Origin of the sequence: Flavobacterium anhuiense (assembly GCF_001705175.1) — a bacterium.
Taxonomy (GTDB): Bacteria; Bacteroidota; Bacteroidia; order Flavobacteriales; family Flavobacteriaceae; genus Flavobacterium; species Flavobacterium anhuiense.
In genome coordinates, this window is sequence record NZ_CP016907.1 from 4,222,581 (window position 1) to 4,235,398 (window position 12,818).

General features: G+C 37.4%; 8 protein-coding genes. 5 read left to right on the forward strand and 3 right to left on the reverse strand.

All coding sequences use genetic code 11. From position 1 onward, the window contains the following. The first annotated feature begins 27 nt into the window (after positions 1–27). The 5 genes from BB050_RS17695 to BB050_RS17715 are packed head-to-tail and all read left to right on the forward strand — an operon-like array spanning position 28 to position 4,165. Entirely contained in the window at positions 28–1,029 is a 1,002-nt protein-coding gene (locus BB050_RS17695) for a nitrous oxide reductase accessory protein NosL (RefSeq protein WP_236940359.1), read from the forward strand. Positions 1,030–1,057: 28 nt separating this feature from the next. Continuing rightward, positions 1,058–2,290 (forward strand): nitrous oxide reductase family maturation protein NosD, encoded by a 1,233-nt coding sequence (locus tag BB050_RS17700; protein ID WP_066034520.1) that lies wholly within the window; start codon positions 1,058–1,060, stop codon positions 2,288–2,290. Then, the gene (locus BB050_RS17705; RefSeq protein ID WP_066034521.1) at positions 2,287–3,009 is read left to right on the forward strand and encodes an ABC transporter ATP-binding protein; all 723 of its coding nucleotides are present in this window, start codon (positions 2,287–2,289) and stop codon (positions 3,007–3,009) included. Before BB050_RS17700 ends, BB050_RS17705 begins: the two co-directional genes overlap by 4 nt. Before the next feature lie 36 nt (positions 3,010–3,045). Beyond that, positions 3,046–3,759: an ABC transporter permease subunit gene (locus BB050_RS17710; protein WP_236940360.1), complete on the forward strand. Its 714-nt coding sequence runs from the start codon at positions 3,046–3,048 to the stop codon at positions 3,757–3,759. Positions 3,760–3,790: 31 nt separating this feature from the next. Continuing rightward, positions 3,791–4,165 carry a group III truncated hemoglobin gene (locus tag BB050_RS17715; RefSeq protein ID WP_066034522.1) on the forward strand — a complete coding sequence of 125 codons (375 nt, stop codon included), beginning with the start codon at positions 3,791–3,793 and terminating at the stop codon, positions 4,163–4,165. 133 nt (positions 4,166–4,298) lie between these two features. On the opposite strand, the gene BB050_RS17720 is transcribed toward BB050_RS17715, so the two are convergent. The 3 genes from BB050_RS17720 to BB050_RS21765 form a co-directional block, all read right to left on the reverse strand. Further along, positions 4,299–4,895 carry a Crp/Fnr family transcriptional regulator gene (locus BB050_RS17720; RefSeq protein ID WP_066034523.1) on the reverse strand — a complete coding sequence of 199 codons (597 nt, stop codon included), beginning with the start codon at positions 4,893–4,895 and terminating at the stop codon, positions 4,299–4,301. Positions 4,896–5,092: 197 nt separating this feature from the next. Next, positions 5,093–6,412, reverse strand: a complete 1,320-nt coding sequence (locus tag BB050_RS17725; protein ID WP_164085594.1) for an OmpA family protein — start codon at positions 6,410–6,412, stop codon at positions 5,093–5,095. A 29-nt stretch (positions 6,413–6,441) separates the two neighbouring features. Continuing rightward, complete coding sequence (locus BB050_RS21765; protein ID WP_164085595.1) at positions 6,442–12,810, reverse strand: T9SS type A sorting domain-containing protein; 6,369 nt, start codon at positions 12,808–12,810, stop codon at positions 6,442–6,444. Positions 12,811–12,818: the final 8 nt, after the last annotated feature.

Below are 12,818 nucleotides of genomic sequence, written 5' to 3' on the forward strand. Positions count from 1 at the left end.
CTTTGTTCCCTTTTATTTTGAATTATTATGAGAAATAAAAAACTATCCGCTTTTTCTAGAGTCATGCTGTTTTTATCAGGGCTTTTATTAATTGGGGCGATATTTTTTCCTATTTGGAAAATTGAACTTACGGCTCCTCAATATCCCGAAGGGCTGGTGTTAAAACTCCACGCTTCAAAGATTGCAGGTGATGTAGATATAATTAACGGATTGAACCATTACATCGGAATGAAAACTCTGCATACAGAAGATTTTATTGAATTTAAAGTTTTGCCTTTTATCCTAGTAGTTTTAGGTATTGTTTCGATTGTTTGTACATGGAAATCAAATAGAAAAGGGCTCTTTATTTTCTTCTTTTCTTTTGTGATTTTTGGAATATTATCTGCTTGCGATTTCTACAGATGGAATTATGAATATGGACATAATTTAGATCCGAATGCTGCTATTAGAGTTCCTGGAATGGCTTATCAGCCGCCAATGCTTGGATACAAACAATTATTAAATTTTGGTGCCTATTCAATTCCTGATATTGGTGGATGGATGCTGATTGCAGTTGGAGTTTTGCTTTTTGCTGCTATCGCAAAAGAAAAATTTGCCAAACCATCTGGTCGGCTCTTGGGCATATTGTTGGTTCCTGCTTTTCTTTATTCATGTTCCAATGATAAACCTGTTCTGATAAAACTAAATGCTGACAATTGTGATTTCTGTATGATGGGAATTAGCGATGGCAGACATGGAGCTGAAATCATTACTGAAAAAGGAAGGATATACAAGTTTGATGATATTGCCTGCATGGCACATTATTGTAAAGATCATAGTGATACTAAAATCAAGAAATATTATGTACACGACTACACTAAAAATAATGAACTGATTCCAGCTGAAAGTGCCTTTTTTGTTTCAGGAGGAACGATTAAAAGTCCGATGAACGGAAATATTGCTGCCTTTACCAATAAAAGTGAAGCAAAAGCATTTGAAGCGCGAACAAAAGGAGAAGAAAAAGAATGGACCGCAATTTTGAATAAATAAAATGCTGTCTTAATTAAAATCTTAAATCATGAAACTGCATTTTTGCCTTTCAATGTTATTATTGTTTAATTGTCTTTGGTCACAGAAAATTGAAGTTGGCCAAGACAAAGCCGTAAAAACAATCAAAAAGGCAATAGAACTTGCCAAGTCTGGAGACACCATTATCGTTAATAATGGCATTTATCGAGAAGGCAATATTATTATAGATAAAAAAGTAATTCTACAGGGTAAAGATTTGCCAATTCTGGATGGACAGCTAAAATATGAAGTAGTTTCCATAAAAGCAGATAGCGTAATTTTTTCTGGATTTAAAGTGATAAATTCTGGTTATGCTTCCTTGAATGATCCTTGTGGAATTAAAATATATAACAAAACAGGAGTTGTTGTAAAAGATAATTTCTTAGAAAATAATTTTTTCGGAATCTATGCCCAAAAAGGAATAAACTGCATTATAAAAAATAATACCATAAAAGCCTATCAAAAAGAAGAACAGCGTATTGGAAATGGAATTCATTGCTGGAAAAGTGAGAACATGCAGATTGTAGGAAATAGGATTTCTGGCCATCGCGATGGAATCTATTTTGAGTTTGTTTCTAATTCTGTAATCTGGCGAAATGTTTCTAAAGCCAACATCCGTTATGGGTTACACTTTATGTTTTCTAATGATGATGCTTATATCGGCAATGTTTTTAAAAACAATGGGGCAGGAGTGGCAGTAATGTTTACTAAAAATGTAAAAATGTTCAACAATTATTTTGAAGAGAATTGGGGCGATGCGTCTTATGGTTTACTGCTCAAAGAAATTTCAGACAGTCACATTATTGGTAATAAGTTTATCCGAAATACTTCAGGAATTTATATGGAAGGAACGAGTCGTGTAAAATTGGAGAAGAATATTTTTAAAGATAATGGTTGGGGAATGAAAGTGCAGGCAAGCTGTATGGATAATGTGATTTCGTTTAATAATTTTCTTTCTAATACTTTCGACATCAGTACTAACGGAAGTTTGGTTTTGAATCATTTCAATAATAATTATTGGGATAAATATGAAGGTTATGATTTGAATCGGGACGGAATTGGCGATGTGCCGTTTCATCCACTTAGTCTTTTTGCTGTTATTACTGAGAATAACCCGTCGGCGATGCTTTTGTTCCGAAGTTTTATGATTACGCTTTTGGATAAATCAGAGAAAATCCTTCCGAGCATAACGCCTGATAATTTTGTTGATGAATCTCCCGAAATGAAATCTCTTGTATTATGATTACTTTAAAAAATATAAATAAAAAATTTGGCAGACTTCAGGTTTTGCAAGATGTAAACCTAGAGTTTAAAGCAGGAGAATGCATTGCGCTTATAGGCCCAAATGGTTGCGGAAAAACTACTTTGATAAAATCGGTTTTAGGAATGGTTTTGCCCGATAGCGGAGATATTTTGCTGCATGATGAATCTATTTTAAAGCAGTTTGAATATCGAAACAGAATAGGGTATATGCCGCAAATTGGGCGTTATCCCGATAATATGACTATCGCTCAGATTATAGCCATGATTAAACAAATTAGAAACTCGAAAAATGAGTTGGATGAAGATTTAATCAAAGCTTTTAAACTGGATAAAATGAGTGAAAAACAAATGCGAACTCTCTCTGGCGGAACAACACAGAAGGTAAGTGCAACATTGGCTTTTCTTTTTAATCCCGACGTTTTAATTCTGGATGAACCTACAGCAGGACTAGATCCGCTGGCTGCAGAAATTTTGAAGGAGAAAATCATTAAAGAGAAAAACAAAGGAAAATTAATCTTGATTACTTCTCATTTGTTAAGCGAACTAGACGATATGATTACTCAGATTATTTTTATGCAGGACGGAAAAGTTCATTTTCATAAAACAATAAAAGATCTTTTGGAATCAACTGGGGAAACTAAAATTTCAAGATCTATCGCTACCATATTAAAAGAAAAACAGCATGAACAGAATAATTAAAATTGTCTTATTGGATATTCTTAAAATAAGATTATTGTGAGTTATGCCTTAATTTTGGCATTGCTTTCTTGGGGATCTTTTATGCTTGAAGACAATACGGCAAAAGGTTTACTGACGATTTTGAATGTGATTTTATTTACAGTTCCGTTGGTATCCATTCTTTTTTCGACTATTTATATTTACAATAGTTCAGAATTTATAGAGCTTTTGCTAAGCCAGCCGATTAAAAGAAAAAAAATCTGGATTAGTTTGTTTGGTGGTCTTTCCATAGCAATGTTTCTAGCTTTTTTTCTTGGTGCAGGAATTCCGCTTTTGCTAAATGCTCCAGGTATGGCAGGTTTAATGATGCTTTTGTCGGGAAGTTTAATTTCGATTGTTTTTGTTGCATTGGCTTTTTTGAGCTGTATTTTAACTCGAGACAAGGCAAAGGGAATAGGTTTATCCATTTTGTTTTGGATGTATTTTGCCATATTGTTTGATGCGCTGGTATTGTTTCTTTTGTTTCAATTTGCAGAATATCCGATTGAAGAAATGATGGTAACCTTGACCGCTTCGAGCCCGATTGATTTAGCTAGAATTCAAATATTGCTGCATTTAGATCAATCTGCCATGATGGGATATACAGGAGCTATTTTCAAGGACTTTTTCGGAACAGTAATTGGCCTGTTAGTTTCTTTCTTGTTACTCGTTTTATGGATTGCTGTTCCGTTTCTGATTTCAATCAGAAAATTTGACCGCAAAGATCTTTAATGTTTTATTATTCATTCAGAATCAAAAAAATATGAAAACAGATATTAGAAATAAAGATGATATAACCGTGTTGGTAGATGCTTTTTATTTAAAAGTAAAAACAGACTTAATCATAGGATATTTGTTTACAGAAATTGCTATGACAAACTGGGAGAAGCATCTTCCGATTATGTATGATTTTTGGGATAACATTATTTTTCATAGCGGAAATTTTGACGGAAATCCGATGCTGAAACATCGCATGCTAGATCAGAAAAGTACTCTTACACAGGCTCATTTTGAGCATTGGACTAAACTTTGGAAAAAAACGGTAGATGATTTGTTTGAAGGAGAAAAAGCTGATGAGATAAAAATAAGAGCAGAAAATATTTCAAAATGGATGATGAATAAAGTTATTTCAATATAAAAATGGGAACTAAAACAGCTCCCATTTTTAGTTTTTAAAGATATTAGAACTGAATTAATAATTTCTTGTAACCTTCAACAAAAAAAGAAAAAATCTTCCTGTTTTGGTATGATTCAAATCATAAGGCATGTAATTAATAGAACAATTTATGATCGATAATTTCGATTTTTTTGTTCTTGCTCATAAGCGATAATGTACGTATTACGGTTTCTACACGAAGTCCTGTAAAATCTGCAATTTCTTGTCTTGTATATGGAATTTTCATTTTTATTGAAGCGCCTATGTTACTTTGCTTTTTTAAATTATCTAAAAAATACTGAATGCGATATTCAGGTTTATTATTAACTATGTTTTTAGAAAAGACAATCTTGTTATATATTTTCCACGCAAATAATTTGAGTATTTTATATTGCATTTCTGGATTTTCTTCAAGAAAAGAAAAAAAGTTGTTTTTGGACAATTTTAGAATGACACAATCCGTTTGAGCAATAGCAGTAGCAGGGTAAGGCTGTCCGATAAAAAGCGGCGGTTCGCCAAAACTGTTTCCTTCATTAAAAATGCCAACCGTCAAATCTTTGCCATCTTCGTTGGTATAACTCATTTTTACAGTTCCTTCTAAAATTTGATAATAAGAAATAGCGGCGTCATTTTCGAAGAAAATAATGGAGTTTTTGGTAACCTTTTTTGCTACGGCTCCCCAAGTGTAAAGTAAGTCAGTATCAATATGCATGGCAAAACAATTAATACGTTGCGAAGAATTGGTAAAATGTCTGGATTAGTTTTAATTAAAACAAAGAAAGACATTAAGCAAAAAAGAAAACATGATATTTGTTAGCTTTTGAAATGTTTTTAAATCAAAAAGAAAAAAGCATGAAAAAGAGAACTAAGCTCTTTATCATGCTTTATAGAATTGTAGAATTAAAAAAATTATTTTGCGTCTATCAGAGTAAGTGAAACTCTTCTGTTTTGCGGTTTATTTTCTGCTGGAGTATTTGGAACTAAAGGTTCGCTTTCTCCTTTTGAGAATAAATGTATACGGTTAGACTCTATTCCTTTGTTCTGTAAATAATCTGCAACTGCCTGAGCTCTTTTCATTCCAATTTCAAGATTGCGTTTTTCAGTTCCTATATCACAAGTATATCCAGTAATATTTAGATCTGTGTCTTTGTTCGATCTTAGAATTTTTGCAATTTCATCTAATCTTGAAGCAAGTTCTGGCGTTACGCTAGTATTTCCAATTTCTTGGAAAGCGAGAGGCTCTTTTTCAATATAATTTCTTTCCTCTGTAGTCAGTTCTTTTTTAGCAGGAACTGCTTCTACAACTTTTTGCTGTACAGGAACCTCTTTCTGAACTGGAGCTGTTTCTGTTTGAGTGAAAGTTTCTTCTTTTGCCTGTACAGGTTCTGGTTTGTCTTTAGCTAATGAAAAACCTAGTTTCAGTTGGATTCCAGCAGATAGATAACGGCTTTCTTGTACGATACTGCTATTTCCGATTGTACCATTTGCCTGAATATTGTCAAGTCCGTTTGGATTGTAAGCCACAATATTGGTATTTGGAGTTTCTTTTGCCAAATCAGTTAAACCGTAATCAAGGTATAAACCTGTATAAAGCTTTGTTTTTTCTGCTAGTTTAAATGTTAGACCAGTTTCAAAACTTAACATAAAAGCGGGATCTAAGCTTACTGTTGTTTTATCTTGCCAATTGGTTACTTTTCCAAATCCGTGAGAAGGCAGATCATCAACTAAAAGATTTACATCAGGATAATAACCGCTCAGCTGTAACTCAGAAGCCGAAGCTTTTACAGTTTGTTTTCCTGGGAACATAATTTTTCCTCCGAATCCAAAGTACAATTGTGTCTGAGAAGCAATTGATGTTCTGTATTGAAGAAGAAGCGGAATCGCGAAACCAATAAAATGTTGATCTTCTTTATAGTTGGTAGGAGTGACCCGATACTCAAATGCAGAAGTTTGGTCATCGACCTCATAAGTTGAGATGGTAGTTCCATTATTTAATTCAAAACTATTTTGATTGTATGTAACATCAACGCCTGTCGAAATTCCCCAGTGATTGCTGAAGAAATAGGTATATCCAACACCTATTCCTCCACCAAATTTTAGTTTACCTTCTCCGATATTGCTATCGTATAGAATTCCAGACGGACCGCCGTTAATTTTAAAATTAATTTCCTGTGCTTTTATCGTGACGCTAAACAGTGTAAGTATAGCTATGGTGGCTTTAATTTTCATTGTTTGTAATTTTAAATTAAATCTCATTTTTATTTAACCAATAAGTTGATTGTTTTTAACTGACCGTCAGCCAGTTTAAGAACAACAATGTATAAGGCTGTCTGTGATGGAGCGATAATTTGATTTTTTGGTTTTACATTTGAAATAGTCTGAACTAATTTCCCTGCAATGTCATAAATAACCACCTCAGATCCATTTAATTGAGATTCGCTAAAATCACATTCTAAAGTAAACTCGGCATTAGGTTTAACTGGGTTTGGATAAATTTTGATTTTCTTGGTGAAAATTGTTCCAGTTGTTTCAATTGGACAAGATTTAATGGAGTTTCCGTTTTTGTCTTTTGCAATTACGTAATAAATGCCATTTAAAGGCTGTATTTCACTATAATATTGCTTAGTTGCTCCAGAAATAGCTGCTCCGTTTTTATACCATTGCCAAGCCACAAAATTATTTGATCTATTATCAAAGAATAGGACATTTGCCCATTGCTGTATAACAAGACCAGATTGGCTTATTTCTATTGGTTTTACAACGACAGTTGCAGGATTATGATTCTGATCTCCATTTTGTGTTGCAGTAATGGTTGAGCTTCCTGAACCTGTAATGTTTAAAGTTGATCCTGAAATTGTTCCCAATGCTGCATTTGCAATACTGTAAGAAACTGGTAAGCCACTATCAGTTGTTGCTGTTAAGGTAACATTTTTAGAATCTGAACAGCCAAATTCTAATGTTTGATTCCAAGTAATTGTTTGATTTGCTTTAGTAATTTCAAATTCTGCACCAGTAAAGGCAATTACGTAATCTGCCCCAGCATTGATTGTTCCCAGGTTAATGTTGTATTTTCCAACATTTTCTCCAGCATCTCTTGTAAGCAGACCGCTAAGTATTGAGTTTGTATCTCCGTTAGCAAAACCTAAAGCAGTGTAATTGAATACGGGATCTGTTGTGCCATATACTTTAGTATGTCCTGTTGCTGCGGTTATAGTAAGAGTATATTTTTGTGTTGTAAAACTTACTTCATTTCCATAATTAATAAAACCGTTACTGTTTATAGCATAAGTTCTAACATAATACGTTCTATTTCCTCTAAGTCCAGATAAAGAGTTTGCAAATGTTCCTAATGCAGCAGTGACATTAATTTTAGTATCAGCTGTAGTAGGGTTAGCATGCTGAGCATATACAAAACCAACTTCCGTTAAACAAGAACCACTGTCAGTATTGATTCCGTCAGAAGATGCTGTACCAGATAATGAAGCGCCAGTTGTAGTTATTCCAGAAACCACTGCAGTATTTAAATTGACTGGATTAGCAGGTTGAATTACTTCAACAGTTGCAGTAGCCGTACAAGAATTATCATCTGTAACAGTTACAGTGTAAGTTCCGGCAGCAAGACCAGTTGCAGTTGCGGCATTTCCGCCAGATGGAGCCCAAGAGTAAGAATAGGCACCTGTACCGCCTGTTACGCTTACTGTAGCCGACCCGTTATTTCCGTTATGGCAAGATACTGCTAAAGGAGTTGCAGTTAAGGTTAAGGCATCTGGTTCTGTAATGGTAATCGCTTTTGTTGCAGAACATGAATTTTCATCTGTAACGGTTACAGTATAAACTCCTGCGGTAAGACCAGTTGCTGTTGCTGCACTTCCGCCAGACGGAGACCAAGAGTAAGTATAAGCTCCAGTTCCTCCAGTTCCTCCAGTTGCCACTACAGATGCAGTACCGTTATTGCCTCCATTACAAGAAACATTGATATGAGAATCTGTTAGCGAAAGGGCAGAAGGCTCTGTAATTTGAACGGTTTCTGTCACAGAACATCCGTTTGCATCGGTCACAGTAACACTATAAGTATTTGGACTTAATCCTGTAGCTGTTGCAGCAGTTCCCCCAGATGGCGACCAAGAATAGGTATAAGTTCCAGTTCCTCCAGAAGGAGTTACAGTAGCTGTTCCGTTATTTGCCTGATTGCATAAAACGTCTGTTTTAGCTACCGTTGCTGTAAGAACAGGAGGTTCAGTAATAGTTACGCTTGCCGTAGTTTGACATAGGTTGGCATCTTTGACAGTAACTGTATATGTTCCTGCTGGTAAACCAGAAGCAGTTGCGGCAGTTCCGCCAGAAGGAGACCAAGAGTATGTATAAGTTCCAGTTCCTCCAGTAACGTTTACGGTTGCAGTTCCGTTAGAACCTCCATTGCAAGTAACATCGGTTTGAGATGTTGTTGCACTAAGAGCATTAGGTTCTGTTATAGTAAAACTTTGTGTTTTGGTGCATGAGTTAGCGTCTTTTACTGTGACAGTATAAGTTCCAGCAGAAAGTCCGGTTGCTGTTGCTGCATTTCCGCCAGAAGGAGACCAAGTGTAGGAATATGCACCTGTGCCACCTGTTACTGAAACACTTGCAGAACCATTGTTTCCTCCACTGCAAGTCACATTTGTTTGAGGATTTGGTGTTATTACAATGGACGATGGCTCAGTGATTGTAAAGTTTTTGACAATTGAACATCCATTGCTGGCAGTGATTGTTACAGAATAGTTTCCTGCACTAAGGTTGTTTGCAGTATCAGAAGATCCTCCAGAAGGAGACCAACTATAAGTAAACGGTCCAGCGGCTCCTGAAGGAATAACTGAAGCAGAACCAGTGTTGGATCCGTTGCATAACACATTAACTTGATAAGTAGCAGCTACTAGTGTATTAGTTGTATTGATGATAAAGTTTTTAGTGACCGTACATCCATTTCCATCTGTAATGAGGCAGCTGTAATTGCCCGCGGCTAAGTTGGTAATATTTTGCGTGGTAGCACCTCCTGGTGTCCATAAATAGCTATAATTACCAACACCGCCGAATGGTGTTACAGAAGCATCTCCACCCACAGAACAAGTTGCATTTGTCTGCGAAGTAGTAGCGCCTAAAACTGAAGGCTGATTGATCGTAAAATTTTTAGTAATAGAACATCCATTAGCATCTGTAATTAGGCAGCTATAATTTCCTACGGTTAAGCCAGTAGCAGTAGCAGCTGTACCCCCGGATGGAGACCATAAGTAGGTATAATTTCCAGTCCCACCTGATGCTGTAACTGTAGCAGTTCCTGTTGCTCCGCCATTACATAAAACATCGGTATGTGTTTGTGTTGCACTTAAAATAGGTGGTTGATTAATGGTGAAACTTTGTGAAGTCTGGCAATTATTAGCATCCTTTACTGTTACAATATAAGTTCCAGCTGATAGTCCTGTAGCAGTTGCAGCAGTTCCTCCGCTAGGAGCCCATTGGTAAGTATAAGTGCCTGTTCCTCCAGTAACGTTTACAGTAGCTGAACCATTTGATCCTCCATTGCAAGAAACATCGGTTTGACCACCATTGCTTGCCGTAAGTGCAGGCGGTTCAGATATAGTAAAACTTCTAGTTGCTTGGCAGCTATTAGAATCGGTTACCGTTACTGTATAAGTGCCTGCAGTAAGACCCATTGCGGTAGCAGTTGTTTGTACAGGAGTTGTATTCCAAGAATAGGTATAACCTCCAGCACCTCCGGTCGGCACAACTGTTGCCGTACCATTAGCGCCCCCATTACAGGATGCGTCTGTTTTGCCTCCTCCAATTGATAAGTTTAAAGCTGGTGGCTGGTTAATGGTAAAGCTCCTAGTTGCCTGACAGCTATTGGCATCAGTTACCGTTACAGTATAAGTGCCTGCAGCAAGACCTGTTGCCGTAGCAGTTGTTTGAACAGGTGTTGTATTCCAAGAATAAGTATAACCTGGAGTTCCTCCAGTTGGCACAACCGTTGCAGTACCATTAGCACCTCCATTGCAGGATACGTCTGTTTTGCCTCCTCCAGTTATTAAGCTTAAAGCAGTTGCTGGCTGGTTAATGGTAAAGCTTCTAGTTGCCTGACAGCTATTGGCATCGGTTACCGTTACTGTATAAGTGCCTGCAGCAAGACCTGTTGCAGTAGCAGTTGTTTGTACAGGAGTTGTGTTCCAAGAATAAGTATAGCTTCCAGCACCTCCAGTTGGAGCTACTGTTGCCGTACCATTAGCACCTCCATTGCAGGATACGTCTGTTTTGCCTCCTCCAGTTAGTAGGCTTAAAGCAGTTGCTGGCTGGTCAATGGTAAAGCTTCGGGTTGCCTGGCAGTTATTGGCATCGGTCACCGTTACTGTATAAGTGCCTGCAGCAAGACCTGTTGCCGTAGCGGTTGTTTGTACAGGAGTTGTGTTCCAAGAATAAGTGTAACCTCCAGCACCTCCAGTTGGAGCTACTGTTGCCGTACCATTAGCGCCTCCATTACATGATACGTCTGTTTTGCCTCCTCCAGATGCAGCGTTTAAAGCTGTTGCTGGCTGGTTAATGGTAAAGCTCCTAGTTGCCTGACAGCTATTGGCATCGGTTACCGTTACCGTATAATTGCCTGCAGCAAGACCTGTTGCGGTAGCAGTGGTTTGAACAGGTGTTGTGTTCCAAGAATAAGTATAACCTCCAGCACCTCCGGTCGGCACAACTGTTGCCGTGCCATTAGCGCCTCCATTGCAGGATACGTCTGTTTTGCCTCCTCCAGTTGCTATGTTTAATAATGGAGGCTGGTTAATAGTAAAAGTTCTAGTTGTCTGGCAGTTATTGGCATCAGTTACCGTCACAGTATAAGTCCCTGCTATGAGTCCTGTTGCTGTAGCAGTTGTTTGGACGGGTGTTGTATTCCAGGAATAAGTATAGCTTCCAGCACCTCCAGTTGGAGCTACCGTTGCCGTGCCATTAGCGCCTCCATTGCAGGATACGTCTGTTTTTCCGCCTCCAATTGCTGCGCTTAAAGCTGTAGGCTGACTAACTACAATATTATTTATTATTGTGCTACAATTATTAGAGTCAGTAATAGTGACAGAATATGTCCCTGCTACTAGACCAGTTCTATCTTGTGTTGTGACTCCACCTCCCCAATTGTATGTATAAGATCCGCTGCCTCCTGAAGGGGTAAGGTCTATAGACCCATTGTTTCCTCCGTTACACGCCACATTGGTAACGCTAAGTCCACCCAATATTGCTGGATTTTCTGCTATAGTAAAATTTTTTGATATCGTAGTTTGTTCACTGTCTGTTATTAAAACATTGTAAGTAATATTTGGCTCTAAACCTGTTGCTGTTGCTGCTGTACTACCATTAGTCCAAGCATAAGTGTAAGGAGATTTTCCTCCTGAAACGTTTACTGTTGCCGTTGCATTATTGGTGCCATTACAAGCAATTGTCTGTGATTGTGTCGCAGATAATGTGGAATTGGTTGTAAAAGATACCGTGTTTCCATAAGATGTACCAATTGAATTTTGCGCATAGGCTCTATAATATATTGTCGTTGCTGGAGGCAGTGAAAGTACATTTATAGTAAATGCACCAGTGCCTGCAGTTCCAAATACGTTTGTTACTCCTGGACCGCTTATTACTGGATTGGTTGTTAAAGACCAAACAACGCCTCTATTTATAGTCCCAGTGTCTCCGCCATTATCGTTTGAACCTCCTAACACGGCCGAGACTGCTCCAAAACTTGTTACTGGTGTGTTTGTGGTCACTGTTGGGGCTACCATAGGAGTTATATTTGGAGCAGTGTAGTTGCTAGGTAAGATTCCTTGACTGCCTGCAGGTGTAGAAGTTGGTGTTGTAATAATCCAGTTACTGTACGTGTTAATGCTTGTTCTTATAGCAGTAGCTGTACCCGTTAAGGAACCTGTGTATTTTGCGAAAAATTGTCCTTGTTCTGTAATCCCAGGAAATAATGCAACGCAATTTTTTCCATTTTCTAATCCCCATGGTTTTATACTTTCTCCACCACCAAGATTTCCTGTTGTGTTAGGATTATTCCAATGTGTAACTACATCATAATTACTAACATTGTAATCGCCATGAACACCTGCTATAAAAGTTATATTTGGTTGTACCGGTTCTGGGTCTGGTATCGGGTCTGGTACCGGTGTCATTGTAGGCCTCATTACATTTCCAACGCTTTGATAGGCTAGCATCTGGTCTCCTGCAGATAGATTAAAGCTGTAAACAGGCCCTGTAGGATTAATTACAAAACTACTTGTCACGTCACCAATTACACTAGCAGTTGCAGTAAAGACATTGTTTGTTGCAGTTTCTATCACAGATATGATTGTTCCTACGGTCACATTAGGAGGAATTGTCCATCTTATGTGTGGTTCATTGCTTCCTATCCAGCCATTGATAAATAAACCTTCTTCGGTGAAATATACAATCTCTCCCGCTGGTAAATTTTTTAAGGCAATAAAGCTGAAGCCGTCTTGACCTCCAGTATCAAAACCAATAAAAGCAATATCTCCAGGCCCTAAAGTTTGTCCTTTTAAATTTTGATGAAAACTAAAGACGCAAAAGAACGTAAAAAGTAAAAGTAATTTTTTTTTCATAACATATA

Bases quoted from the DNA above. Each gene is read 5' to 3' on its own strand.
- BB050_RS17695 (WP_236940359.1), top strand. From the start codon at position 28: ATGAGAAATAAAAAACTATCCGCTTTTTCTAGAGTCATGCTGTTTTTA.
- BB050_RS17700 (WP_066034520.1), top strand. From the start codon at position 1,058: ATGAAACTGCATTTTTGCCTTTCAATGTTATTATTGTTTAATTGTCTT.
- BB050_RS17705 (WP_066034521.1), top strand. From the start codon at position 2,287: ATGATTACTTTAAAAAATATAAATAAAAAATTTGGCAGACTTCAGGTT.
- BB050_RS17715 (WP_066034522.1), top strand. From the start codon at position 3,791: ATGAAAACAGATATTAGAAATAAAGATGATATAACCGTGTTGGTAGAT.
- BB050_RS17720 (WP_066034523.1), bottom strand. From the start codon at position 4,895: ATGCATATTGATACTGACTTACTTTACACTTGGGGAGCCGTAGCAAAA.
- BB050_RS17725 (WP_164085594.1), bottom strand. From the start codon at position 6,412: ATGAAAATTAAAGCCACCATAGCTATACTTACACTGTTTAGCGTCACG.
- BB050_RS21765 (WP_164085595.1), bottom strand. From the start codon at position 12,810: ATGAAAAAAAAATTACTTTTACTTTTTACGTTCTTTTGCGTCTTTAGT.